The sequence below is a fragment of the Spirillospora sp. NPDC047418 genome (assembly GCF_040643275.1).
In the GTDB taxonomy this organism is placed as follows: domain Bacteria; phylum Actinomycetota; class Actinomycetes; order Streptosporangiales; family Streptosporangiaceae; genus Spirillospora.
The window spans coordinates 1-25,398 of the sequence record NZ_JBEYTW010000015.1 but is presented as its reverse complement, the minus strand read 5'-3'; the positions used below and the strand labels follow the sequence as shown (position 1 = coordinate 25,398).

Below are 25,398 nucleotides of genomic sequence, written 5' to 3'. Positions count from 1 at the left end.
GCTGCTTTCAGCGCCGCTTTCGCCAATGCCGCCGCGGCCGCCTCAGCGCCGGTCGAAACGGCCGGCCTTGGCCGCCCGGGTGAACGCGCGCCATTCGGCCGGGCCGAAGGCGAGACGTGCGGAGACGTCCTCGGTGTCGCGTACGGATACGGTGCCGCCGTCCAGTCGGGCGACCTCGACACAGCCGTTGCTGGCGCCGCATCGGGTGCTCCTTCTCCACTGTCCGGGCGGTGTCGCGTGGAAACTCATTCCGGCTCCCTGCATGAAAGTTGCCTTGAACTCGGCCGCGCTGCCGGTGCGTCAAGCACACGGTAACAAGATCGCAAAAAACGCCTGATCACGAACGGGTGGCGCGGTACCCGTGTGACAGGCGCGGCGAGGAAGGCGCAGAGTTTCCGGTGGGGCGGCGAAGAGCCGGGTCGGTCGTGGAGACCCGGCTCGTTCGGCGTGGCCCCGCCCCGCCCTCGTGAGGCGGCGAAGGGGCTCAGCGGCGCGTCAGCGCCGCCTCATCGGCGCAGGTCGAATTCGCCCTTCTTGGCTCGTGCGAGGAAGTCCTGCCACGCTCCGTGCGAGAACGACAGGACCGGGCTGTGCGCGCCGTGCTTGGCGTCGCGCGCGCCGATGGAATGGGACGAACCGAACAGTGCGGCGATTTCGACGCACGTGTTACTCGCCCCGCAGTGGGCGCTTCTCCTCCATTGCGGAGCAGTAGTGGCGAAAGGGGACACTCGGTGCCTTTCACAAGGATTGAGCCCCTCCGCGGACCCGTCACCAGGCGTCTTTGGCCGCGGCGATGCGGCGCCGCGATTCGTCGGCGTCCAGCGCCTGGCCCGCCAGGCTTGAATAGGCGAGCCTGTACATATAGGTAACAGCCTCATCCGCAAAGTGGCTGATTGTCAGGGATTCCACGTGCACGATATCAGGGAAAAGGATGTCGTGCACAGGTGAGAATTCCAGAAGGATAAACGATTCGGCCAACACCGAGTGTGCGATCCCCAAGGGCAGGATCTGCACGCTCACGTTCGGCAGCTCGGTCATCCGGTACAGATGTTCGAGCTGCTCGCGCATGACCTTCTGGTCGCCGATCAGGCGCTGCAGAACCGCCTCGTCGAGCACCGCCGACAGTTCCAGCGGGCGCGGGCCGTCCAGCAGCCCGCGCCGCCGCATTCGCACGTCCAGCCGGCGTTCCAGTTCCTGCGGCGGCAGCGTGGCGAGGTCGCTCCAGCCCCCGATCACGTGCCGCGCGTAGTTCTCCGTCTGCAGCAGCCCGGGAAGGACGGTGCTGCCCCATTCCCTGGCGGCCGTCGCCTCGGACTCCAGGGCGATGAAATCCGCGAGCGGGCTCGGCAGGTCGCGGTACTCCTCCCACCAGCCTCGCTGTGCCGCGTCATGGGCCAGCGAGACCAGGTCCGCGTGCCGGGCGCCGTCGACCTCGTACAGCTCCAGCAGGCGCCGCACATCGTCGATCTTCGCGCCGGTCCGCGCGTTCTCGATGCGGCTGACCTTGGCGGTGGACCAGGTGAGCCGGTCGGCGACGTCGTCCCCGGTGAGACCCCTGCGCTCGCGCAGCCTCCGGAGCTCGGCGGCCAGCCGGCGCTGCCGGACGGAGGGACCTCGGGAAGTGCTCATGCTCGGGCCTCTCCAGTCCCGGCGGACTGATCTGGGCGCATTCTGCCGCACCGGGGTGCCGCAGTGCGAATACATCGGAGCGGATGAGGAAGATTCTACGGCCGATGATTCTTTTGCGCACATGACACCGAAACTTGCAGTGCAAGGTACAAATCGGATCTGCGGCGGGTTGTGCGGCGCATTCCCGTGGCACGCTGTGCAGGTGATCGACTTGGGGAGCCGGGCATGAGGTACGCGCACGAGGTCGGCAAGGTGCGGGCGGCGGAGGGCGCGCTGATGGCCAGGCTCCCGGAGGGCGCGCTCATGCAGCGCGCCGCCGCCGGCCTCGCCTCCGTCTGCGCCCGGCTCCTGCCCGCGGTCTACGGATCGCGGGTCGTCCTGCTCGCCGGCGGCGGCGACAACGGCGGCGACGCCCTCTACGCCGGGGCCCGGCTCGCCCGGCGCGGCGCCCGCGTGCACGCCGTCCAGGCCGGCTCCACGATCCACGAAGGCGGCCTGGCCGCCCTGCGTGCCGCCGGAGGGCGCCTCCTGCCGGACGGCGAGGAGGCCGCCATCGCCGGCGCCGACCTGGTCATCGACGGCCTCACCGGCATCGGCGGCACCGGCGGGCTCCGCGAACCGCACGCCCGCTACGCCGCGCTCGCCTCCGCGTCCGCCGCCCTCGTCGTCGCCTGCGACGTGCCGAGCGGCGTGGACGCGAGCACCGGACGCGTCGAGGGCGCCGCCGTCCACGCCGACGTCACCGTCACGTTCGGGACGCACAAGCCGGGCCTTCTCATCGACCCCGGCGCGTCCTACTGCGGAGTGGTCGAACTGGTCGACATCGGCCTCGGCCCCGACCTGCCCGACCCGGACGTCGTCGCGCCCCGCCCCGCGGACGTCCGGCCGCCCGAGCCGGGTTCCGAATCCGACAAGTACCGGCGCGGCGTCGTCGGCATCCTCGCGGGCGGGGACGCGTTCACGGGCGCGGCCATCCTGTGCACCGGGGGCGCGGTCCACGGCGGCGCGGGCATGGTCCGCTTCGCCTCCGTCGCGCACCCGGTGGAACTCGTCCGGCACCGCTGGCCGGAGGCCGTCACCACGGTCATCGAGCCCGGCCCGCAGGGCGCCGGGGTCCTGGAACGCATCGGGCAGGTCCAGGCGTGGGTCGTCGGCCCCGGCCTCGGCACCGGCGACGCCGCCGAGTCCCTGCTCGAAGCCGTCCTGACCACCGACCTGCCCGCGCTGGTGGACGCCGACGGGCTCACCGTCCTGTCCCGCCGCCGCGACCTGCTGAACCGCGCCGCCCCGACCGTCCTCACCCCGCACGCGGGCGAACTCTCCCGGCTGATCCCGACCGACCGCGCCGACATCGAGGCGGCCCGCCTGGACCACGCCCGCCGCGCCGCCGCCGAACTCGGGGCGACCGTCCTCCTCAAGGGGTCGACGACCCTGGTGGCGGAGGCGGACCGCCCCGTCCGCGTCAACCCGACCGGCACCCCCCGCCTGGCGACCGCCGGCACGGGGGACGTCCTGTCGGGCCTGATCGGCGCCCTCCTGGCCGGCGGCCTCCCCGCCTTGGACGCGGCCACGGCAGGCGCCTACATCCACGGCCTGGCCGCCCGCCTGGCCTCCGCCCCGGCACCCGGCGCGGAGGCGCCCATCAGCGCCTACGACGTCGTAGAGGCCCTCCCGGCCGCCTTCCGCGCCCTCGCCCACTGAGGGAACGGGCGCGCGGACCTCGGCCACCGCATTCGCCCGATGGGGGAAGGGGGCGTGAGCGCCTGACCGCCGAGGGCGATGCGATGGAGACCAGGGCCGGGCATTCGCGTCTTATCGGGCGTGGAGGGCTCGGCGGACGGGGGCGTCCCGCCCATGACCTGGCGATAACGCGCGGACATGGGGATCGGAGCGGCACACTTGGTGTCATGAAGGTTCCTGCGGAGGCGCGCGTAGACCTGGGCGCCATCGGCGACAACATCGGGGTGCTGCGCGAGCGGGCCGGGGGCGCCGAGGTCATGGCCATGGTGAAGGCCGAGGCGTACGGGCACGGGCTGGTGGAGGCGGCGCGGGCCGCGCTCGCCGGCGGGGCGTCCTGGCTCGGGGTCGCGAAACTGGCCGAGGCGCTGCGGCTGCGGGACGCCGGGCTCACCGTCCGGACGCTGGTGACGCTCGGCGTGCCGGGCGAGCCGTACGACGTGGCCGTCGCGCGGGACGTCGACCTGACCGTGGGCGCGGTCTGGCTGCTGGACGAGATCGTCCGGGCGGCGGAGCGGACCGGGCGGCAGGCCCGGGTGCACCTCAAGGCCGACACGGGCATGTCGCGGGGCGGCGTGAGCGGCGCCGAGTGGGAGGCGCTGGTCGACGCGGCGCTGAAGGCGGAGGCCGCCGGGCCGGTGCGGGTGGCCGGGGTCATGTCGCACTTCGCCTGCGCGGACGAGCCGGGCCACCCGTCGATCGCGGCGCAGCTCGGCGCGTTCACCGAGATGGTCGCCTACGCGGAGAAGGCGGGGGCGCGGTTCGAGGTCCGGCACCTGGCGAACTCGGCGGCGACGCTGACGCTTCCGGAGGCGCGGTTCGACCTCGTCCGGCCCGGGATCGCGACGTACGGGCTGACGCCGGTGCCGCGGCTCGGCACGTTCGGGCTGCGGCCCGCGATGACGCTCGTGGCGGACGCGGCGCTGGTCAAGCGGGTCCCGGCAGGTCGCGGAGTGTCATACGGTCACACGTACACCACGCGAGAGGCCACCAACCTGGCCGTGGTGCCCGTGGGGTACGGCGACGGGATCCCCAGGCACGGGTCCAACCTCCTGGAGGTCCTCGCGGGTGGGCGCCGCAGGACGATCGCCGGACGGGTCTGCATGGACCAGTTCGTCATCGACCTCGGCGACGACCGGTTGTCGGCGGGTGACGAGATCATCCTGTTCGGGCCGGGCGACCGGGGCGAGCCGACCGCGCAGGAATGGGCGGACGCCCTGGGCACGATCTCCTATGAGATCGTCACCCGCATCGGGTCCCGGGTGCCGAGGGCGTATCCGGGACGGGCCTTGTAGGGGGCACGTGCATGGAGAGCAGCAGCAGGCGGCGCCGGCTCGGCGTCGCCGGCGTCGTGGCCGGTGCGGGCGCGGCGGGGGTGGGCGCGGCCGTCGGGCTGAGGCACTTCGCCGTCGGCCGGGTGCGGCTGCGGCCCGATCCGGACGCGGGCGAGCCGTTCGGCGGGCTGCGCGGCCGGGAGCTGACCGTCCTGGCCGATGACGGTGTCCCGCTGCACGTGGAGGTCGACGGCCCCGACGACGCCCCCCTCACCCTCGTCTTCTGCCACGGCTACACCCTCAACCAGGACTCGTGGCACTACCAGCGCCGCGATCTGCAGGGCGCGCTGCGGATGGTGTTCTGGGACCAGCGCAGCCACGGCCGGTCCGGGCGCGGGGACCTGGAGCACGCGACGATCGAGCAGACCGGCGACGACCTGGTCGCGGTGCTGGCGGCGACGGTCGGCCCGGACGACCCCGTGGTGCTCGTCGGGCATTCCATGGGCGGGATGTCGATCATGGCGCTGGCCGACCGGCATCCGGAGCTGTTCGACCGGCAGGTCGTGGGCGTCGCGCTGGTCAACACGTCCTGCGGCGATCTGGCGGAGATGACGCTGGGGCTGCCGCTGGTGCTGGCCAAGGTCGTCCGGCCGCTGGCGCCCGGGACGCTGCGCGGCCTCGGCCGCCGCGCCGACCTCGTGGAGCGGGCCCGCGGGCTCGGCGCCGACCTCGCGTTCGTCGTCACCCGCAAGATGGCGTTCGCCGACAAGTACGTCAGCCCGTCCGTCGTCGACTTCCTGGAGCAGATGATCAGAGCGACGCCGATCGACGTGATCGCGGAGTTCTATCCGGCGCTGCTGGGCCACGACAAGGCCGGCTGCCTGGGCGTCCTCGGCAAGGTGCCCGCGGTGGTGCTGGTCGGCGGGCGGGACCGGCTGACCCCGCCCGAGCACGGCCGGCGCATCGCGGCGGCGCTGCCGGAGGCGGAACTGGTAGAGGTGGAGGTGGCCGGGCACGTGCTGCCGCTGGAGTATCCGGGGGTGGTGACCGGCGGCCTGCGGCGGCTGATCGCCCGGGTCCGGCGCAACCACGAGCAGGAGGAGGAGCGCACCGCGTGAACGCGATCACCGTCAACGTCCCGACCGCGGCGGACATGCACGAGTTGGGGCTGCGGCTCGCCGCCGTGCTCGGGGCGGGCGACCTGCTCGTGATGACCGGGCATCTCGGCGCGGGCAAGACGACCCTGACCCAGGGGATCGGCGAGGGCCTGAAGGTGCGGGGGCCGATCACCTCGCCGACGTTCGTTATCGCGCGGGTGCATCCCTCGCTCGCGGGCGGCCCGCCGCTGGTGCACGTGGACGCCTACCGGCTGGGCGGTTTCGCGGAACTGGACGATCTCGATCTCGACGCGTCCGTGGACGAATCGGTGACGATCGTGGAATGGGGAGAAGGGCTCGCGGAGGGCCTCGCGGACGACCGCCTGGAAGTGATCATTTCGCGCGGGGACGGGCCCGGTGAAGATCGTGAAGTAAGGATCGTCGGGGTCGGTCATCGCTGGTCCGACCTGGAACTCCGCGCCCGCTGAGGGCCCGCGGGCAACTTCGCCGTTTTTTGCCATCCAGGATGGACCACTTTACGGCTACATGTCGTACTCTTTGCCGGAACAAGCCTCACCTACGCGACATATCGATTTCCTCAACAGGAGTGGGAACCGGTGAGTGGTAGCCATCGCAGCGGTAGTGACCGCGACAGCTACCGCGGTTCGGGCGATGGCCAAGGGCCAGGCGGTGGTTACCGGCCGGACGGCGGTGGATACGGCACGGGCCGCGACGAGAACGAGCCGTACCCGGGCCGGGACCCAGGCGGCAGCACCTCGGCAACGAGCGGTTACGAGACCGGCAAGTACAGCACCGGCTCGTACGAGACCGGCAAGTACAGCACCGGTGCCTACGAGACCGGGACTGGCCAGACCGGTGCCTACGGGACCGGAACCGGCGGGACCGGTACTGGCGGGACCGGTACTGGCGGGACCGGGACCGGCGGTTATGAGACCGGCGGTTACGGATCGGGCGGCTACGCGTCCGGGCAATCGGGTAGCGGGCCCTACCAGAGGGACAGCGGCCCCTATCAGCGCGACTCCGGCCCGTACCAGCAGCCGGCGTCCGGCCAGTATCCGTCGGAGCCGGGCTCGTACCAGCGGGAGTCCGCTCCGTACCGGCGTGAGGCGAGCCCCTACCAGCGGGACGACGACCCCTACCAGCGCGACAGCGGGCCTTACCAGCGCGAGACCGGCCCGTACGAGGCCGCGAGCGGCGGCTACCGCTCCGCGAGCGGCGGATATGGGACCGACACCGGCGGCTACCGCACCGGCGAGGGCGGCCGCCGCACCGGGTCCGGCGGGTACCGGTCCGACACCGGCGGGTACCGGTCCGACCCTGGTGGGTACCGGTCCGACAGCGGTGGCTACCGGACCGGCAGCCACCGGGTGGCGCGCGGACGCGGCGGCGGGCGGCGCTGGGGCGTCATCCTCGGCGGCATCGTCGCCGGTATCGGCGTCTGCGTCCTCGCGGTGGTCGTCATCCTCGGCGGCGTCGGCGCGAGCGGCGACAAGGACGGCGGCGACATCGTCGGCAGCGGCGCCGCCGAGAGCTCCCCGACGGCCAAGGGCGAGCGGGCCCTCGTCCCCGACTCCTGCACGATCGTCGCCCAGGCCCTCGTCGACAGGCTCGCGCCCGGCTCCGAGCGCACCCAGGCCGACAACTACCAGAGCAACGAGCGGCAGAACCAGTGCGTGTGGGGCGCCTACGCGGGTGAGACCAAACGGCAGCTCACCGTCGAGCTGCGCGCGATCGCCGGCAGCTCCACCGAGACGCCCACCGACACCGCGACCGCGACGTTCACGTCCGAGCGCACCGCCGACGAGTCCGGCAAGGCGCTGCTGCCCGGCCAGAAGCTCACCGACAAGATCCGCCTCAAGGACGTCGGCGACGACGGGTACATCGTCTACAGCGTGGACGGCAAGCAGGGGGCCGGGGAGGCCGTCGGCAACGTGCGGCTGGTGAACGTCCTGATCACGATCCACTACTCGGGCTCCGACGACGGCGACCCGCTCTCGTCCAAGGCCGCGACCGACGGCACCACCGAGGTGGCGAAGGCCGTGGTCGAGGTCCTCAACCAGGGGTGAAACCGAACAAGCCGGGAGCCGAACCAGTTCCCCCCGCCTGACCGGTAGGCTTACAACCCGTGCTGGTCTTGGCTTTTGATACCGCGACCGCCGCGATCACCGTGGCGCTGTACGAGTGGATCCCGGGTGAGGGCGCCGTGCCGCGCGGCGTGGCCGAGGCCGTCGACCGTCGCAGGCATACCGAGCTGCTCACACCGTCCATCGCGCGGGTGATGGCGGAGGCCGGTGCCGCGCCGGACGACCTGAGCGCGATCGCCGTGGGCGTCGGTCCCGGCCCGTACACGGGGCTGCGCGTCGGGCTCGTCACCGCCCGCTCCATGGGCGAGGTCCTGAGCGTCCCCGTACACGGTGTCTGCACGCTCGACATCATCGCCTGGGCCACCGGCAGGGACGAGCCGTTCGTCGTCGCCACCGATGCCCGCCGCAAGGAGGTCTACTGGGCGCGGTACGACTCGGCCCGCGCGCGCGCCACCGAGCCCGCAGTGGGCCCACCGTCGGACGTCCCGCAAGGGCTGCCCGTCGTCGGTGAGGGCGGGGCCCTCTACCCGGAGATCCTCGGCGACTCCGGCCACGAACCCCTGCTGCCGAGCGCCGCCGCCCTCGCGGAGCTGACCGTCTCCCGCCTGGCGGGCCTGAAGGTCCCCGAGCTCCTCCCACCGGAGCCGCTCTACCTGCGCAGGCCGGACGCCAAGGAGCCCGGCCCCCGCAAGAAGGTGACTCCGGCATGACCGGTGTCGCCCTGCGTCCCATGACGGACGAGGATCTCCCGGCCGTCCACCGCCTGGAACGGGCCCTGTTCCCCGAGGACGCCTGGAGCGAGGAGATGCTCCGCGGCGAGCTCGCCGAGCAGCCCCGCACCCGGCACTACGTCGTCGCGGAGGAGCCGGACGGTGAGATCGTCGGCTACGCGGGCCTCGCGGCGGCGGGCGGGCAGGCCGACGTGCAGACCATCGGGGTCCGCGCCGACCGGCGCAAGAGCGGCGTCGGCGCGGCGCTGCTCACGGCGCTGCTGAACGAGGCCGTCCACCGCAACAGCGAGGCGGTGTTCCTGGAGGTCCGTGCCGACAACGACGCCGCGCACCGCCTGTACGAGCGGTTCGGCTTCGTCAGGGTCGGCCTCCGCAAGCGCTACTACCAGCCCTCCGACGTGGACGCGATCGTGATGAGCCGCCCGCTCACCCGCCGTCCGGCCATGGGCTTCAACCGGGAGACGTAATGATTCGGGACGAGCCGCTCGTGCTCGGGATCGAGACCTCGTGCGACGAGACAGGGGTCGGGATCGTGCGCGGACACACGCTGCTGGCGGACGCCATCGCCTCCAGCGTCGACCAGCACGCCCGGTTCGGCGGCGTCGTGCCGGAGGTCGCCTCGCGCGCGCACCTGGAGGCGATGGGGCCGACCATCGAACGCGCGCTCGCGGACGCCGGCGTGTCCTTCGCCAACGTGGACGCGTTCGCCGTCACCGCCGGCCCCGGCCTGCCGGGCGCGCTGATGGTCGGCGTCGCCGCCGCCAAGGCGTACGCGCTGTCCCTCGGCAGACCCCTCTACGGCGTCAACCATCTGGCCGCGCACGTGTGCGTCGACCAGCTCGAACACGGCCCGCTGCCCAAGCCGTGCGTGGCGCTGCTGGTGTCGGGCGGCCACTCCTCGATCCTGCTCGTCCCGGACGTGGCGGGCGACGTCCGCGCGCTCGGCAGCACGGTGGACGACGCGGCCGGCGAGGCGTTCGACAAGGTCGCGCGGGTCCTCGACCTCGGCTTCCCCGGCGGCCCGGTCATCGACCGCCTGGCCCGCGAGGGCGACCCCGCCGCGATCGCGTTCCCGCGCGGCAAGTACAACGACGGCACCTACGACTTCTCGTTCTCCGGCCTGAAGACGGCGGTGGCCCGCTGGGTGGAGGCCAAGGAGCGGGCCGGCGAGCCCGTCCCCGTCTCCGACGTGTCCGCGTCCTTCCAGGAGGCCGTCGTCGACGTCCTGACACGGAAGGCGCTGAAGGTCTGCAAGGACAACGGCGTTCACGACCTGCTCATCGGCGGCGGCGTCGCGGCGAACTCCCGCCTCCGGGCCCTCGCCGCCGAACGCTGCGAAGCGGCGGGCGTCCGCCTGCGCGTCCCCCGCCCGAAGCTCTGCACCGACAACGGCGCGATGGTCGCCGCCCTGGGCTCGGAGCTGGTCGCCACCGGCCGCCCCCCGTCCGACCTGGAACTACCGGCGGACTCCAGCCTCCCCATCGAGACCATCACCCTCTAACCCGCACCCTCTGGCCGCACCCTCTGGCCGCCCACGCCAGGCGCCGCCGCCGGGTACGTCAGCACTCCGCCAGGAGAGCGGCCAGGTAGTCCTCGTAGAGGGGGACCACGGCCTCGTCCATCGTGGTGTCCGGGTTCTCCGGGAGCAGGTCCAGGAGGCAGCGGACGTCCCAGTACGGGTCGTGGGCGTGGCCGCCGGAGACCTGGTCGAAGACGGACAGGAAGCGGTCGGCGACGGACGTGCCGTAGTGGAGCGCCAGGCCGCGGCGCATACGGGCGATGTCGACGGCGACGGGGCCGGACGAGGCGTCCGACCAGTCGACGACGCCGGTGAGCTTGCCGTAGGACCACAGCGTGTTGTCGGCGTGGTAGTCGCGGTGGATGAAGCGGGCCCGCGCCTCGGGGGCGGGCCGGGCGGCGACCTCGTAGGCGCGCTCCCACAGGGCGGGGCGGAGCGCGTGCTTGGGCGGGCGCCGCAGGTCGAGCCGGTTGTAGGGGACGTACGGGGGCATCGTGGACGCGCCGTTCAGCCCGTGTACCGCCAGCAGCGCGGCGGCCAGCTGGATGAGGTATTCGGGCAGGTCGTCGGGGGACGGCCGGGGCGGGTGCCCGGGGAGCCGGGTGATGAGCAGGGCCGGGACGTCGCAGTAGGCCCCGGCGGGGTCGGCGGCGACGAGGGCCGGGGTGGGGAGTTCGCAGCCGGCGAGGAGCGCGAGCGCGGCGATCTCCCGTTCGGGGGAGAAGTCGGCGTTGCCGCGCACCGGGTCGCGGCGCGTCCAGCGGCGCAGGACGAGCCGGTGGGCGCTGCCGGAGCCGCTCTCCACGAGCAGGGCGTGGTTGGCGTGCGCGGTGCCGCCGGCGAGCGGCCGCACCATGCGGACCTCGGCGCCCTTGCCGAGGCACTCCTCGACCCAGCGCAGGGTCGGGTGGCCGGGTGGGGCGCCGGTCGGCAGGCAGGGAGCCGGTGTGCGAGTCACCTGATCCATGAAAACGGATTCCGAAGGGTATTGGGAGTGATTTTACGAAGACGGAAAGTAACAGAACGCACGTCAGCGGGGCGACTGGCCGGAACCCTTTCGGTCGCCACGGCCGTTTGCCGGACAAACGCCGCGGATTCCGTTGAGTATCCGTACGCGCCCGGGCGGGGCCGCGAGCAGGCCCCGCCCGGATTCTCGCTCGGCGTCCGGCCGCCCTCGCGGAGGGCGACCCCGCCCCCCGCGAGGGCGGCGGGAAGCCGCCCCCCGCCGTGTTCAGGACGGTGGTCAGTCCTTGGGGTCGCGGCGGGGGCGCAGCAGCGCCTCGGCCAGGGCGAGCATCGTCTCCTCCAGCGTGGACAGCCGCTTCAGCACGTCCTCGTGTACCGCGTTGACCTGCTTGGAGACCTCGTCGTGGACGCCCTCGACCTTGCGGCCGACCTCGTCCTCGACGTGCAGGAAGCGCTTGGCGAACTCGGCCTGCGCGGCGTCGGCGCGCCGCCCGGCCTCGTCCTGCATGCCCTCCACGCGCCGCGCGAACTCGGCCTGGACGCCGCCGACCTGCCGCGCGACGTCCTCCTGCATGTTGCCGACCTGCTTGACGACGTCGTCGTGGATGCCGCCGACCTGCCGGGTGACGTCCTCGTGGATGTCGCCGATCCGCTTGCCGAAGTCGTCGTGCACGCCGCTGACCTGGCGCGCCACCTCGGTGTGCACGGACTCGACCTGCTTGGCGACGTCGGCGTGCACCGACTCGACGCGGCGGGACACGAGGTCGACCTGCGCGGTGAACTCCTCCAGCGCGCCGTCGACCCGCTTGGCGACCTCCTCGTGGATGTTCTCGATGCGCTTGCGGACGTCGTCGTGCACGTCCTCGAACCGGCGGGAGAACTCGTCCATCCGCTTGGCGACGTCGCTGTAGGCGGTCTCGGCGATCTGCGACATGGTCGCCTTGACCTCGTCGCGGTCCGGCCGGGCGCGCAGCTCCTCGATCAGCGGGTCGACCGCCTCGGCGAGGTGCTTCTCCAGCGCGTCGAACCGGTCGCCGTACTCGGCCGCGGGACGCTCGGCGAGGTCGCGCAGCGTGCGGTGCAGCTCGGCGATCTCCAGCGTGGCGGGGAGCCGGCCGATCCGCTCGCCGACCCCGTCGATGCGGCCGTCAAGGCTCTCGAACCGTCCGTCCACGCCCTCCAGCTTGCCGGACAGCCCTTCGAGCCGGCCGTCGACGCCGTCCAGCCGCCCGTCCAGCCCGTCGAGCCGGCCGCCGACGCCCTCGACCCGGCCGCTGACCGCCTCCAGGCCCTGCTCCATCCGCTCGGCCATCTCGCCGAGCGCCTGATCGACCCGCGCCGTGACCCCGTTGATCGAATGCTCGAGCCGCTCGGAGCGGTGGCCCAGCTCCGCGAGCGACTTGTCCAGCCGGTTGAAGCGGACGGACGCGGCCTCCATGCTGCCCTGGAGCTTGTCCAGCCGCTTGGTCATCTCGTCCATGCGCTGCGACGCCTGCTGCGTGGCGTCGGTGATCTGCTGCGCCGAGTCGAGGACGGCCTGGATCCGGGTCAGGCCCTCGTCGACGTTCTCCGCGACGACGCCGACGTCGGCCCACAGCGCGGGCAGCTCGGCGACGGGCTTGACCCGCTCGCCGAACGACTCGATGTGCTCGGCCAGTCCTTCGGCCCATTCCGGGGGCTTGCCGGACAGTTCGTCGACCTGCCCGCGGACGCTCTCGATCTGCCCGGTCAGCCCGCTGAGCTCCCGCTCGCGGACCTCGCGGAGCAGCCACTCCATGCCTTCCAGCCGCTGCCGAATCTCGTCGAGGACCTGACCCTGTGAGCGCTGTTCGTAGACGTGGTCCTGCGCCGCACGGGCGAGCAACTCCCGCATCCGATCCGAGACCGGTTGACCCCCCGTCTGCAGGAAGTTGTGATTCGTTTCCACCCGATGCTCCTTCGTGTGCCGGCGCGACGAAATGACGCACGGCAAATGAATCTCTGAGGTGGCCACTGTAGTGCGTGTGAGGGGCCGCTAAAACGGGTAGCAGAGAAGATTGCGAGTTCTGCGGAATGCGCCTGTTATCCGGCTGGGGTGAATAGCGAGAAATAGCCGGGCGCAGGGCTATTTTCCGCTTCGCGGCAAGCGCGGTGATCGTGGGGATGTGGACGGTGCTGGGCGGTGGGGCGCGGTGGTGCGCTGTCCGTACATCTCGTCCAACATCCGCAGTTCCCGAACCGCCGGTGGTCGCCGGCGACCGGCCCGCGGCTGCGGGAACGCGAACCCGTCCGGCGGGCGCGGGCCCTATTTCGGAGGGTATTTCATGGCGCCGAAGTCCCGGCCGCTGAACCTGCCTTGGCGTTTTCGGGTGCGTTGGTCTCGGCACGCCGATTTCCGGGCGGCGCCGCGCCCTTGCCGGGCGCCCGCAATCCCTGGTGAACGCGATGCCGCAAAACGCCGATGATTTGCACCGCCGTGGCGCGTCGCCCGGCCCGGCTTGGTGTTGCCCGGCGGCCGGAAGATCTTTGGGCACGGTTGCCGGCGGGCGCCCGCTTTGCGCGGGTCCGGGGCCTGGTCCGGCGGGTCCGTCAAGCCGTGGGGACGGGGCGGACGAGGAGGGCGACCGGGTCGCGGCCGACCCGCGTCACCACCAGCGTCAGCTCCGCGCCGCCCCGGCCCGCCCGCCGTCCGCCGAAGCCGAGGTCGCGCCGCAGCCGGTCGACGTCGACGGCCGAGCCGCGCTTCTTGACGGTCAGCACGCCGACCTCGCGGCGCCGCAACTCCGCTCGCAGCCGCTTCACGGAGAACGGCAGCACGTCCTCGACCTCGTACGCGGACGCGAACGGTGTCGGGCACAGCCGATCGGACGTGATGTACGCGATGTGCTCGTCCGCGAGCCCGCCGCCGACCAGCCCTGCGACCTCACCCACCAGATGGGCGCGGATCACCGCTCCGTCGGGCTCGTACAGGTAACGACCCCACGCGCGCACTTCCGGGACGTCCAGCCCATGCGGGGTCAGCGTCCAGACCTCCGGGTCGGTGTCGGACGAGAACTCGGTGTCGGACGAGAGCAGCGTGGCCCGGCGCCCCACGTCCCCTGCGAGCGACCCCAGCCAGAGCGCGGCCTCTTTGACGTCGCCGTGGACCGACACCCACTCGGCCTCCGCGCCGTCCGGGACGGCCTCATGCGGAATGCCGGGCGCCACTTTGACGCAAGCGCCGGGCACCTTCCCCGCCATATCCAGGACGACGTTGAGCGGCGGTTCATAAGAGCGGGGATCGAAGACCCTGCCGCGCGCGGTACGACGCCCCGGGTCGGCGAACACGGCGTCGTAACCGTCCACCGTGACTTTGGTCGCATCGCCAACGCGTATGGGAGCGTCCAGCCCGAAGACGGTCACGTTCGCCTGCGCCACCTCGGCGGTCAACGGGTCGAGTTCGACGCCCTCCCCGGAGAGGCCCGCGTGCCCCCGTGCGATGAGGTCGGCCCCTATCCCGCACCCCAGTTCCAGCACGCGCGCGCCGTCCAGCCGGGTGGCGAACCGCTGTGCACGATGCGCCGCCACGCTCGCCCGGGTCGACTGCTCAAGACCGGCCTGCGTGAAGTACATGCGGTCGGCGTCCTGCCCGAACTTGGCCCGCGCCCGTGCACGGAGCCGCACCTCCGTGAGCGCCGCCGCGACGAGCGCGGGATCGTGCCGTTCGCGCAGCCGCGTCGCCGTCGCGAGCAGGGCGTCCTCGCGCACGTCCGCGGCGGCCACCTCGTCGAGGAGTGCCTGGCCCGGCGTGGTGCGCAGGGCGCGGAACGACGCGATGTCCATGGGGCGAAGTTAGCGGTCGGTGAACACTGCCCGGTGCGCCCGTGTCCGTGTTGACGGGCTCCCGGGCACGGAATAGTCTCCATGACTGGCACTCTCGTAGCGAGAGTGCCAACACAGCGACGAAGGTCGGTCTGGCACCCGCGACGGCAGGCCGGTCCAGGGTCGCCTCTTCTGTCACATGTGCTGGCCGGTCATCCGTGGCCGGCCGAGGACCAATCGAAGGGGAGGTCAGATCGTGACGACCGCCACCAAGGTTGTTCTCAAGCCGCTTGAGGACCGTATCGTCGTCCAGCCGCTTGAGGCCGAGACCACCACCGCGTCGGGTCTGGTTATCCCGGACACCGCGAAGGAGAAGCCCCAGGAGGGCACCGTCATCGCGGTGGGCCCGGGCCGTGTCGACGACAAGGGCGAGCGCGTCCCGGTCGACGTCAAGGTCGGCGAGGTCGTGCTCTACAGCAAGTACGGCGGCACCGAGGTCAAGTACAACAACGAGGAGTACCTCGTCCTCTCGGCCCGCGACGTGCTCGCGGTCATCGAGAAGTAATCACCGAGACGTGATGCACCCGCCCCGGTCGGCGCCGCCTTCGGCGGGGCGGCCGGGGCGGATCGCGTAAAGAGGAGTATCCGCATGGCGAAGATCCTGGAGTTCGAGGAGGACGCTCGCCGGGCTCTTGAGCGCGGCGTCAACGCTCTCGCGGACGCCGTCAAGGTGACGATCGGCCCGCGCGGCCGCAACGTCGTCATCGACAAGAAGTTCGGTGCGCCGACGATCACCAACGACGGTGTCACCATCGCCCGCGAGGTGGAGCTGGAGGACCCCTACGAGAACCTCGGGGCCCAGCTCGCCAAGGAAGTGGCGACGAAGACCAACGACATCGCGGGCGACGGCACCACCACGGCGACCGTCCTCGCGCAGGCGCTGGTCCGGGAGGGCACCCGCAACGTGGCGGCCGGCGCGTCCCCGCTCGCGCTGAAGCGCGGCATCGACGCGGCCGCCCAGTACGTGTCCGACCAGCTGCTGAAGTCGGCCCGCGAGGTCGAGGAGAAGAGCGAGATCGCGCACGTCGCGACCATCTCCGCGCAGGACGCGCAGATCGGCGAGCTGATCGCCGAGGCGTTCGAGAAGGTCGGCAAGGACGGCGTCATCACCGTCGAGGAGGCCCACACCATGGGCCTCGAGCTGGAGTTCACCGAGGGCCTCCAGTTCGACAAGGGCTACCTGTCGCCGCACATGGTCACCGACCACGAGCGCATGGAGGCCGTCCTGGAGGACGCCTACGTGCTCATCGTGGACGGCAAGATCTCCAACGTGCAGGAGTTCCTGCCGCTGGCCGAGAAGGTCGCGCAGACCAAGAAGCCGCTGCTCGTGGTGGCCGAGGACGTCGAGGGCGAGGCCCTGGCGCTGCTGGTCGCCAACAAGATCCGCGGGACGTTCACGTCCGTCGCGGTGAAGGCGCCCGGCTTCGGCGACCGCCGCAAGGCGATGCTCGGCGACATGGCCACCCTCACCGGCGGCCAGGTCGTCAGCGAGGCCATCGGCCTGAAGCTCGACTCCATCGGGCTGGAGGACCTCGGCCGCGCCCGCCGCATCACCGTCACCAAGGACGCCACCACCGTCGTCGACGGTGAGGGCTCCGCGGACGAGATCACCGCGCGGGTCAACCAGATCAAGGTCGAGATCGAGAACTCCGACTCCGACTGGGACCGCGAGAAGCTGCAGGAGCGCCTGGCCAAGCTGGCCGGCGGGGTCTGCGTGCTGCGCGTCGGCGCCGCCACCGAGGTGGAGCTGAAGGAGAAGAAGCACCGCCTGGAGGACGCCATCTCGGCGACCCGCGCGGCCATCGAGGAGGGCATCGTCTCCGGCGGCGGCAGCGCGCTGGTGCACGTCGCCAAGGAGGGCTTCGACACGCTCGGGCTGTCCGGCGACGAGGCCACCGGTGCCGAGGCCGTCCGCCGCGCGCTGGCCGAGCCGCTGCGCTGGATCTCCGAGAACGCCGGCCAGGAGGGCTACGTCGTCGTCTCCAAGGTGCAGGCGCTGCAGGCCGGGCACGGCTACAACGCCGCGACCGACGAGTACGGCGACCTGATCGCCCAGGGCGTCATCGACCCGGTGAAGGTCACCCGTTCGGCGGTCACCAACGCCGCCTCGATCGCGGGCATGCTGCTCACCACCGAGGTGCTCGTCGTCGACAAGCCGGAGGAAGAGGAGCCGGCCGCCGGCGGTCACGGGCACGGCCACGGGCACGGCCACTGAGCCGTCCGGAAGCCGCACCGACAGACCCCCGTCCGTTCCGGGCGGGGGTTTTGTCTTTTATCGGGTAAAGGGCTGTTTGTCGCTCAATGGGGCATTGAACATTTCGTGACACCGGGCAGCGGAATGAACGCAGGGTGTAGTATTACCAGGTTCGTTCCAGCACTGTGACCATTCCGTTGTCAACGACGGGGCAGACACGCCCGGCGGTGCTGGGCATCATGCAAGGCGTGACCGAGGGATGCTTCGCCGGGACCATGACCGCGCGCGCTGCCGAACCCTCGGGAGGGCATTCCCCTCCACCGCCCCGCGATACCGGCCGCGCGGCGCGGGCGCTGCGCGCGGCGGACGCGGGCGACGGCGACCTCAAGGAGCTGACGAACCTCGCCGTCCAGGGCGACCCGGGCGCCATCGAGGTCCTCATCGCCGAGGTGCGCCCGATGATCGTCCGGTACTGCCGGGCCCGGCTCGGCCGCGTCTCCGGGCAGTACCACATCGCCGACGACGTGGCCCAGGAGGTCTGCATCGCCGTCCTGTCGGCCCTGCCCCGCTACCGGGACATGGGCCGCCCCTTCGCCTCCTTCGTGTTCGGCATCGCCGCGCACAAGATCGCCGACGCGCTGCGCAGCGCGGTGCGCGCCGCCGTCCCCACCGAGGACCTGCCGGACGGCCCCGACGACGGTCCGGGGCCCGAGGAGACGGTGGTCCGCTACATCGAGGCGCAGCGCGCCCGCGACCTGCTCACCCGGCTGCCCGAGCACCAGCGCGAACTGGTCCTGCTGCGCGTCGTCGCGGGCCTGTCGGCCGAGGAGACCGGCAACGTGCTCGGCATGTCCGCGGGCGCGGTCCGGGTCGCGCAGCACCGGGCCCTGACCCGGCTGCGGGCGATGGCCAGAGAGGAGTCGATCGCTTGACGGAGCGAGGCCCCCGCACCGGCATCGGGGGCACCCCGAATCCGGCCGACCCCTCGCACCCCGGTGATGCCCCGGCCCCACCCCCCTCACCCCGCCCCCCCTCAGCCCGGCCACCGACCGTCGTCCCACCCACGGTCGCTTCGTCGGTCGTCGTTTCGCCGACCGTCGACCTGTCCGCCGTTCGCGGCACCGATGCCCTGGTCGAGGCGCTGGCGGCGCGGTGCGCGGCCGGGCCGGTGCGGCCGGCCGACGACACCGACCCGGCGGTGCGGCTGCTGCACGCGCTGATCACCGACGTGGACGACCAGACCGCGGACCCCGCCCCGCCGGCCCCGTCCGGCCCCGGCCCGCGCCGCCGCGGGTCGCGCACCATCGTCGCGCTCGGCGTGGCCGGCGCCGTCCTCGCCAGCACTGGCGTCGCGGCCGCGGGCGGCGGCGTCACCGGCCACCCCTCCGCCGCCCCGGCCCCGAGACCGTCGGGGATCACGGAGCAGGCCGCCCAGCCCGCCGCCGACGACGTCGAGGCCGCGACGCACGACCGCGCCCGGCCCCCCGTCCGCCCGGCGCCGGAACCGGTCACGGCCCGCAAACCGTCCCGCGATCCGGAGCGCGCGGACATCGAACGCCTCAAGCGGCGCTTGGAGCACTTGTTCCCGCCCCGGCACCACCGCGGCCGCCCGGACGGCCCCGCCATGACCACGAAGTCGGCCCCGGCCCCCCGCCCGGAGGCCGCCGAGCCCGGCGCGGCCCCACCCGACGCCGCCTCACCCGAAGAGGCCCTCCGCCGCCTGGACGCCCTGCGCCGCGAAGCCGAAAAACGAGCCCGCACCTACCAGGAACCCCGCTGGGACGACTGACGCCCGCGGCCGCACGAGCGCCGTGGCGGGCGGGTGCGGCGGGCTAGGTCTCGTCGTGGCCCTCTTCGCTGTCGATCACGCCGTCGACATAGCCGCGGGCGTACTCCCAGCTGACGTAGTCGACGGGGTCGGGGGAGAGGGCGGGTTCGTGGACGCGGGGCAGGCCCGCGTCCAGCAGGTGGCGCAGGTTGCCGTGCAGCAGCTCCCAGTCGATGTAGTGGAGCTTGCCGCAGTCGCCGCAGTCGACGGTGAGGCCGCGCACGCCGAGCGGTTCCAGCAGCGCGCGGAAGACCTCCAGGTCGGCGAGGTCGGCCAGCACGTCCTCCCGCTCCGTCACGCTGAGCGGAGCGGTCTCGTCGCCGGGGTCGCCGAGCGCCGCCGCGGGATCCTCCGGGTCTCCGGCGAACGGGTCGAGCGGAGCGTCGTCGTGCACACCACCACGCTACTGCCGGACGGACCGAAAGGTGCACCCCCCGCGCTTCTCCGTGCGCGAACAATCGCGCTGCGTGCACGTTCGCCGGGAATGCGGGAGACCGTCCCCGATGTTTTTCGATGTCACGAAGACCACGTGCCCGCCGTCCGCAAGAGCCGGTCCCGGCATGGCCGGACGCCCTACCATGGGAACAGGGTCCCGCGTGACCTGGCCCGATGCCGCCACCATTACGGGAAGGTTGTCATGAACCCCGCCGCCGAGCCCGAGAAGTTCCTCCCCCAGGGCCTGACCTTCGACGACGTGCTCCTGCTCCCCGGGTACTCCGACCTGCAGCCGGGCGAGGCCGACACCACGACCCGGCTCACCCGCCGGATCTCGCTGCGCATCCCGCTCGTCTCGGCGGCCATGGACACGGTGACCGAGGCGCGGACGGCGATCGCGATGGCGCGCCAGGGCGGTATCGGCGTCCTGCACCGCAACATGTCGATCGAGGACCAGGCCGAGGAGGCCGACCGGGTCAAGCGGTCCGAGTCCGGGATGATCACGAACCCGATCACCTGCCTGCCGGACGCGACCCTCGCCGACGTCGAGGAGCTCTGCGCGCGCTACCGGATCTCCGGTGTACCGGTCACCGATGTGCGGGGCGTGCTGGTCGGCATCGTGACCAACCGCGACATGCGCTTCGAGTCGGACCTGTCCCGTTCGGTCCGCGAGGTCATGACGCCGATGCCGCTGGTGACGGCGCCGGTCGGCGTGTCGCGGGACGAGGCGTTCCGGCTGCTGGCGGGCAACAAGGTCGAGAAGCTCCCGCTCGTGGACGCCGACGGCCGGCTCAAGGGCCTCATCACCACCAAGGACTTCACCAAGAGCGAGCAGTACCCGGACGCGACCAAGGACGCCGACGGCCGGCTGCTCGTCGCCGCGGCCGTCGGGGTCGGCGAGGACGCGGTCCGCCGCGCCAAGGCCCTCATCGAGGCCGGTACCGACGTCGTCATCGTGGACACCGCGCACGGCCACTCCAAGGGCGTCGCCGACACGATCGCCACGATCAAGGGCAACTCGGGCGTCGAGGTCATCGGCGGCAACATCGCCACCAAGGCCGGCGCACAGGTCCTGGTCGACGCGGGCGCCGATGCGGTCAAGGTCGGCGTCGGCCCCGGCTCGATCTGTACGACCCGCATCGTCGCCGGCGTCGGCGTCCCGCAGATCACCGCGATCTCCGAGGCGGCCCGTGCGGCGAAGGCGGCCGGCGTCCCGGTGATCGGGGACGGCGGCCTGCAGTACTCCGGCGACATCGCCAAGGCCCTGGTCGCGGGTGCCGACACCGTGATGCTCGGCAGCCTGCTCGCCGGCGTCGAGGAGTCCCCGGGCGAGCTGATCTTCGTCCACGGCAAGCAGTACAAGTCGTACCGGGGGATGGGCTCGCTCGGCGCGATGCGCAACCGCGAGCGCGGCGCGTCCTACTCCAAGGACCGCTACGCGCAGGCCGACGTCAGCGCCGAGGAGAAGCTGATCCCCGAGGGCGTCGAGGGCCAGGTGCCCTACCGCGGCCCGCTCGCCAACGTCGCGCACCAGCTCGTCGGCGGTCTGCACCAGTCCATGTGGTACGCGGGCACCCGCACGGTCCCCGAGCTGCAGGAGCGCGGCCAGCTCATGCGCATCAGCGCCGCCGGCCTCCGCGAGAGCCACCCTCACGACATCCAGATGACCGTCGAGGCCCCCAACTACCAGGGCCGCTGACCCCACGACCGACAGACCTGCCCCGCCCCGCCCGGACGCGCCCCGCCCCGCCCCGTCGCGCCCTGCCCCGGCCCATGCTGATCATGCCTTTCCGGGGCGGCGGCGTCTGGGCGGATCTCGGTCGTGTCGCGGCCTGACGTAAGCTCTTCGGGGCTTGTTCCCGCGGTCGGCGGGAACGGTGATCAGGCGATGACCGGCACGGCGCCGGGGCGAGGAAGAGGGGCGCAGTGGCTGCTGAGGTGGAGATCGGCCGGGGCAAGAGCGGCCGCCGGGCGTACGCCTTCGACGACATCGGCATCGTGCCGTCCCGCCGGACGCGCGATCCCGAGGAGGTCAGCGTCGCCTGGCAGATCGACGCCTACCGGTTCGAGATGCCGCTCGTCGTCGCGCCGATGGACAGCGTCGTCAGTCCCGCCACCGCGATCGCCGTCGGGCGGCTCGGCGGGCTCGCCGTCCTCGACCTCGAAGGGCTCTGGACGCGGTACGAGGACCCTGGGCCGCTGCTCGCCGAGATCGCCTCGCTGGACGACGTGCGCGCCACCCAGCGGCTCCAGGAGATCTACACCGAGCCGATCAAGGACGAGCTGATCGGCCGCCGGATCGCCGAGGTCCGGGACGCGGGCGTCACCGTCGCCGCGCGGCTGTCGCCGCAGCGCACCGCCCAGTTCCACAAGGCCGTCATCGACGCGGGCGTCGACCTGTTCGTCATCCGCGGGACGACCGTGTCCGCCGAGCACGTGTCGGGACGGGCCGAGCCGCTGAACCTCAAGCAGTTCATCTACGACCTCGACGTCCCCGTGATCGTCGGCGGCTGCTCCACCTACACGGCCGCGCTGCACCTGATGCGGACCGGCGCCGCCGGTGTGCTGGTCGGGTTCGGCGGCGGCTCCGGGCACACCACGCGGACCGTCCTCGGCGTCGCCGTCCCCATGGCCACCGCGGTCGCGGACGTCGCCGCCGCCCGCCGCGACTACATGGACGAGTCCGGCGGCCGGTACGTCCACGTCATCGCCGACGGCGGCATGGTCAACAGCGGCGACATCGCCAAGGCGTTCGCGTGCGGTTCCGACGCGGTGATGGTTGGCTCCCCGTTCGCCCGCTCCACCGAGGCGCCGGGGCGCGGCTACCACTGGGGCAGCGAGGCGCACCACGGCGACGTCCCGCGCGGCACCCGCCTCGAACTCGGGACGATCGGGACGATGGAGCAGATCCTGTACGGCCCGTCCCATGTCGCGGACGGCTCCATGAACCTGATCGGGGCCCTGCGCCGCGCGATGGCGACCTCCGGTTACACGGAGTTGAAGGAGTTCCAGAGGGTACAGGTCGTGGTGGCTCCGCGCCGGTCCACCGACTGAGAGGGAACCCACGCTCGTTGGTGAAATTTCCGGGGTGGGCCTGTCCTTACTCTTGGGTAGGTACTGCTCGGAAACCGAACGCTGTGGGGGGATACGCGATGACGGCATCACCGGTGACCGGCCTTGGAAGCTCCCGTCTCGGGCCGGCCGAGCGGGCCGCGGCACTCGACCGTATGGCCCGCGAGGAGTTCGACGTCGTCGTGGTCGGCGGCGGCATCGTCGGGGCGGGCGCGGCGCTGGACGCGGCCACCCGGGGGCTGTCGGTCGCGGTGGTCGAGGCCCGCGACTTCGCGTCCGGGACGTCGTCGCGCTCGTCCAAGCTGATCCACGGCGGGCTGCGCTACCTGGAGCAGTACAACTTCGACCTCGTCCGGGAGGCGCTGACCGAGCGCAGCCTGCTGCTGCAGCAGATCGCGCCGCACCTGGTGCGGCCCGTCCCGTTCCTGCTGCCGACCACGCACCGCGTGTGGGAGCGCGCGTACCTCGGCGCGGGCGTGGCGCTCTACGACGTGCTGTCCTTCCAGATGGGCAGCACCCGCGGCGTCCCGCACCACCGGCACCTGACGCGGCGCGGCGCGCTGCGGCTCGCGCCGTCCCTGCGCAAGGACTCCTTCACCGGCGCGATCCAGTACTGGGACGCGCAGGTCGACGACGCCCGCTTCGTGATGACGGCGCTGCGGACGGCCGCGCAGTACGGTGCGCAGGTCGCGTCCCGGACGCAGTGCGTCGGCTTCCTGCGGGAGGGGGAGCGCGTCACCGGGCTGCGCATCCGCGACCTCGAGGGGAACACGACCAGCGAGGTCCGCGCGAAGCAGGTCGTGAACGCCACCGGCGTGTGGACGGACGACATCCAGGAACTCGTCGGCGGGCGCGGCCAGATCCACGTGAAGGCGTCCAAGGGCATTCACCTGGTCGTTCCGAAGGACCGCATCCACTCGTCGACGGGCATCATCCTGCGGACGGAGAAGTCCGTCCTGTTCGTGATCCCGTGGGGACGGCACTGGATCATCGGCACCACCGACACCGCCTGGGACCTCGACAAGGTCCATCCCGCCGCGTCCAAGGCGGACATCGACTACATCCTGGACCACGTCAACTCCGTCCTCACGACCCCGCTCACCCACGACGACGTCGAGGGCGTCTACGCGGGGCTGCGCCCACTCCTCACCGGCGAGACGGACGAAACCTCGAAACTCTCCCGCGAGCACGTGGTCGCGCACCCCGTCCCCGGCCTGGTCCTCGTGGCGGGCGGCAAGTACACCACCTACCGCGTCATGGCGAAGGACGCCATCGACGCCGTCGCCCACGGCCTCGACGGCAAGGTCGCCGAGTCCTGCACGGATCGCATCCCGCTCGTCGGCGGTGACGGCTTCCAGGCCATGTGGAACGCCCGTCAGCGCCTCGCGTCCCGCTCCGGCCTGCACGTCGCCCGCATCGAGCACCTGCTGCGCCGCTACGGCACCCTCGTGGACGACCTGCTCGAACTGGTCGCCGACAAGCCCGACCTGGCCAAGCCGCTGACCGGCGCCGAGGACTACCTCCGCGCCGAGGTCGTCTACGCCGCCACCCACGAGGGCGCCCGCCACCTCAACGACGTCCTGTCCCGCCGCACCCGCGTCTCCATCGAGGCCTGGGACCGCGGCGTCGGCGCCGCCCAGGAGGCCGCCGACCTGCTCGCCCCCGTCCTCGGCTGGTCCAAGAAGCAGCGCGACCGGGAGATCGAGTACTACCGCAAGCGCGTCGAGGCCGAACGCGCCTCCCAGACCAAGGAGGACGACCAGGAGGCGGACGCCCACCGCAAGGGCGCCCCCGAGATCGTCCCCACCGCCAAGCCCTAGCCGGCCGTTCACCCGGCGGTCGCCCGCAAGTCACCCGTACATAGCCGTCTGTTTGACGGGCAGTGCAGGGCGAGCGCTACGGTCCCCGAGTGACTGAGGCTCCCGCGCGACTACTGCTGGACCGCTACCGGTTCCTGGAACCGCTCGGACGCGGCGGCATGGGGACCGTCTGGCGCGCGCACGACGAGCGGCTCGGCCGCGAGGTCGCGGTCAAGGAGCTGCGCCTGCCCGATGACCTGGACGCCGGCGGGCGGGCCGCCTGGACGGCGCGCCTCGACCGGGAGGCGCGCGCGGCGGCCCGGCTGCGGCACCCGGGCATCGTCACCGTCCACGACCTGGTCACCACCGGCGACGGGCAGCCCTGGATCATCATGGACCTGGTGCCCGGCCGGTCCCTCGCCGACCTGCTCGCCGAACAGGGGCCGCTCCCGCCCGCGCGTGCTGCCGCCCTCGGCCTGCAGGTCCTGGACGCGCTGGGCGAGGCCCACGCGGCGGGGATCGTCCACCGCGACGTCAAACCGGCCAACATCCTGCTGGAAGGCGACCGCGTCGTGCTGACCGACTTCGGCATCGCCGCCGTCGACGGCGACGCGACCCTGACGCGCTCGGGCGCCCTGCTGGGCACCCCCGCGTACATGTCCCCCGAGCAGGTCCGCGGCCTGCCCGCCACCGCGGCATCAGACCTGTGGGCGCTCGGAGCAACGCTGCACACCATGGTGGAAGGCACCCCACCCTTCACCGGCCCAGCCACCGGAGCCGTCCTAATCGCCATGGCGACACAGGAGCCCGCCCCCGCGACACACGCGGGCCCGCTAGCACCCGTGATCCGCGACCTACTCCACAAGGACCCAACAAAGCGCCCACCCCTAAACAAAACCCGAACCCACCTGTCCCCACCCCCCACCCCGGCCTCCACCCCCACGCCAACGCCCGCGCCGGCCTCCGTGCCCGCGCCGGCCTCTGCGTCCGGCTCCACCCCCGCGCCCGCTTCCGCGCCGGCCTCCACGGCCGCGCCGGCCTCCACGGCCGCGCCGGCCTCCACGGCCGCGCCGGCCTCCACGGCCGCGCCGGCCTCCGCGTCCGCGCCGGCCTCCGCGTCCGCGCCGGCCACTGCGGGCGCGACCGCCTCTGGCACAGCGGGAGAGACCGCC

23 protein-coding genes are annotated in these 25,398 nt (G+C 72.4%); 16 read left to right on the top strand and 7 right to left on the bottom strand.

The genetic code is table 11. The features are described 5' to 3' along the window. Positions 1 to 42: 42 nt before the first annotated feature. The 3 genes from ABZ806_RS12235 to ABZ806_RS12225 form a co-directional block, all read right to left on the bottom strand. Positions 43 to 249 (bottom strand): DUF397 domain-containing protein, encoded by a 207-nt coding sequence (locus tag ABZ806_RS12235; protein ID WP_500216943.1) that lies wholly within the window; start codon positions 247 to 249, stop codon positions 43 to 45. Positions 250 to 506: 257 nt separating this feature from the next. After that, complete coding sequence (locus ABZ806_RS12230; protein WP_500216942.1) at positions 507 to 878, bottom strand: DUF397 domain-containing protein; 372 nt, start codon at positions 876 to 878, stop codon at positions 507 to 509. Further along, positions 769 to 1,629: a helix-turn-helix domain-containing protein gene (locus ABZ806_RS12225; protein WP_500216941.1), complete on the bottom strand. Its 861-nt coding sequence runs from the start codon at positions 1,627 to 1,629 to the stop codon at positions 769 to 771. Before ABZ806_RS12225 ends, ABZ806_RS12230 begins: the two co-directional genes overlap by 110 nt. A gap of 225 nt (positions 1,630 to 1,854) precedes the next feature. Here ABZ806_RS12225 and ABZ806_RS12220 point away from each other — a divergent pair, with 225 nt between their 5' ends. The 8 genes from ABZ806_RS12220 to tsaD all read left to right on the top strand — a co-directional run bounded on the left by ABZ806_RS12220 (position 1,855) and on the right by tsaD (position 10,074). Next, the gene (locus tag ABZ806_RS12220) at positions 1,855 to 3,330 is read left to right on the top strand and encodes an NAD(P)H-hydrate dehydratase (RefSeq protein WP_500216940.1); all 1,476 of its coding nucleotides are present in this window, start codon (positions 1,855 to 1,857) and stop codon (positions 3,328 to 3,330) included. Between the two features lie 206 nt (positions 3,331 to 3,536). Beyond that, positions 3,537 to 4,661, top strand: a complete 1,125-nt coding sequence (gene alr / locus ABZ806_RS12215; protein ID WP_500216939.1) for an alanine racemase — start codon at positions 3,537 to 3,539, stop codon at positions 4,659 to 4,661. 11 nt (positions 4,662 to 4,672) lie between these two features. Next, positions 4,673 to 5,758, top strand: a complete 1,086-nt coding sequence (locus ABZ806_RS12210; RefSeq protein ID WP_500216938.1) for an alpha/beta fold hydrolase — start codon at positions 4,673 to 4,675, stop codon at positions 5,756 to 5,758. Positions 5,759 to 5,763: 5 nt separating this feature from the next. Further along, on the top strand, positions 5,764 to 6,225 hold the full coding sequence (tsaE, locus tag ABZ806_RS12205; protein WP_500217072.1) for a tRNA (adenosine(37)-N6)-threonylcarbamoyltransferase complex ATPase subunit type 1 TsaE: 462 nt from the start codon (positions 5,764 to 5,766) through the stop codon (positions 6,223 to 6,225). A gap of 129 nt (positions 6,226 to 6,354) precedes the next feature. After that, positions 6,355 to 7,824: a hypothetical protein gene (locus tag ABZ806_RS12200; protein WP_500216937.1), complete on the top strand. Its 1,470-nt coding sequence runs from the start codon at positions 6,355 to 6,357 to the stop codon at positions 7,822 to 7,824. 59 nt (positions 7,825 to 7,883) lie between these two features. Continuing rightward, a complete protein-coding gene (gene tsaB, locus ABZ806_RS12195) occupies positions 7,884 to 8,552 on the top strand; it encodes a tRNA (adenosine(37)-N6)-threonylcarbamoyltransferase complex dimerization subunit type 1 TsaB (RefSeq protein ID WP_500216936.1) in 669 nt (222 codons plus the stop codon). Next, positions 8,549 to 9,040 (top strand): ribosomal protein S18-alanine N-acetyltransferase, encoded by a 492-nt coding sequence (gene rimI, locus ABZ806_RS12190; protein WP_500216935.1) that lies wholly within the window; start codon positions 8,549 to 8,551, stop codon positions 9,038 to 9,040. The genes tsaB and rimI overlap by 4 nt, the downstream gene beginning before the upstream one ends. Continuing rightward, a complete protein-coding gene (tsaD, locus tag ABZ806_RS12185; RefSeq protein ID WP_500216934.1) occupies positions 9,040 to 10,074 on the top strand; it encodes a tRNA (adenosine(37)-N6)-threonylcarbamoyltransferase complex transferase subunit TsaD in 1,035 nt (344 codons plus the stop codon). Before rimI ends, tsaD begins: the two co-directional genes overlap by 1 nt. A 58-nt stretch (positions 10,075 to 10,132) precedes the next feature. Here tsaD and ABZ806_RS12180 read toward each other — a convergent pair whose 3' ends face one another. The 3 genes from ABZ806_RS12180 to ABZ806_RS12170 all read right to left on the bottom strand — a co-directional run bounded on the left by ABZ806_RS12180 (position 10,133) and on the right by ABZ806_RS12170 (position 14,859). After that, entirely contained in the window at positions 10,133 to 11,059 is a 927-nt protein-coding gene (locus tag ABZ806_RS12180; RefSeq protein ID WP_500216933.1) for a phosphotransferase family protein, read from the bottom strand. Positions 11,060 to 11,335: 276 nt separating this feature from the next. Beyond that, positions 11,336 to 12,985, bottom strand: a complete 1,650-nt coding sequence (locus ABZ806_RS12175; RefSeq protein ID WP_500216932.1) for an apolipoprotein A1/A4/E domain-containing protein — start codon at positions 12,983 to 12,985, stop codon at positions 11,336 to 11,338. Between the two features lie 641 nt (positions 12,986 to 13,626). Then, a complete protein-coding gene (locus ABZ806_RS12170; protein WP_500216931.1) occupies positions 13,627 to 14,859 on the bottom strand; it encodes a THUMP-like domain-containing protein in 1,233 nt (410 codons plus the stop codon). 235 nt (positions 14,860 to 15,094) lie between these two features. On the opposite strand from ABZ806_RS12170, the gene groES reads away from it, so the two are divergent. From groES to ABZ806_RS12150, 4 genes are all read left to right on the top strand, one after another. Next, on the top strand, positions 15,095 to 15,403 hold the full coding sequence (gene groES / locus ABZ806_RS12165; RefSeq protein WP_067629509.1) for a co-chaperone GroES: 309 nt from the start codon (positions 15,095 to 15,097) through the stop codon (positions 15,401 to 15,403). 84 nt (positions 15,404 to 15,487) lie between these two features. Next, positions 15,488 to 17,113, top strand: coding sequence for a chaperonin GroEL (gene groL, locus ABZ806_RS12160; RefSeq protein ID WP_500216930.1), 1,626 nt, complete (start codon positions 15,488 to 15,490; stop codon positions 17,111 to 17,113). A 227-nt stretch (positions 17,114 to 17,340) separates the two neighbouring features. Further along, positions 17,341 to 18,024 carry a sigma-70 family RNA polymerase sigma factor gene (locus tag ABZ806_RS12155; RefSeq protein ID WP_500216929.1) on the top strand — a complete coding sequence of 228 codons (684 nt, stop codon included), beginning with the start codon at positions 17,341 to 17,343 and terminating at the stop codon, positions 18,022 to 18,024. Continuing rightward, positions 18,021 to 18,881 carry a hypothetical protein gene (locus tag ABZ806_RS12150; RefSeq protein ID WP_500216928.1) on the top strand — a complete coding sequence of 287 codons (861 nt, stop codon included), beginning with the start codon at positions 18,021 to 18,023 and terminating at the stop codon, positions 18,879 to 18,881. Before ABZ806_RS12155 ends, ABZ806_RS12150 begins: the two co-directional genes overlap by 4 nt. A 43-nt stretch (positions 18,882 to 18,924) precedes the next feature. Here the strand turns inward: ABZ806_RS12150 and ABZ806_RS12145 are convergent, their stop codons facing one another. Continuing rightward, a complete protein-coding gene (locus ABZ806_RS12145) occupies positions 18,925 to 19,314 on the bottom strand; it encodes a DUF5319 domain-containing protein (protein WP_500216927.1) in 390 nt (129 codons plus the stop codon). Positions 19,315 to 19,557: 243 nt separating this feature from the next. On the opposite strand from ABZ806_RS12145, the gene guaB reads away from it, so the two are divergent. The 4 genes from guaB to ABZ806_RS12125 form a co-directional block, all read left to right on the top strand. After that, on the top strand, positions 19,558 to 21,054 hold the full coding sequence (gene guaB / locus ABZ806_RS12140; protein WP_500216926.1) for an IMP dehydrogenase: 1,497 nt from the start codon (positions 19,558 to 19,560) through the stop codon (positions 21,052 to 21,054). 239 nt (positions 21,055 to 21,293) lie between these two features. Beyond that, a complete protein-coding gene (locus ABZ806_RS12135) occupies positions 21,294 to 22,409 on the top strand; it encodes a GuaB3 family IMP dehydrogenase-related protein (RefSeq protein WP_500217070.1) in 1,116 nt (371 codons plus the stop codon). 98 nt (positions 22,410 to 22,507) lie between these two features. Further along, positions 22,508 to 24,247 (top strand): glycerol-3-phosphate dehydrogenase, encoded by a 1,740-nt coding sequence (glpD, locus tag ABZ806_RS12130; protein ID WP_500216925.1) that lies wholly within the window; start codon positions 22,508 to 22,510, stop codon positions 24,245 to 24,247. Between the two features lie 89 nt (positions 24,248 to 24,336). Beyond that, positions 24,337 to 25,398: serine/threonine-protein kinase (locus ABZ806_RS12125; protein ID WP_500216924.1), on the top strand; the 1,062-nt coding region annotated here is incomplete at its 3' end.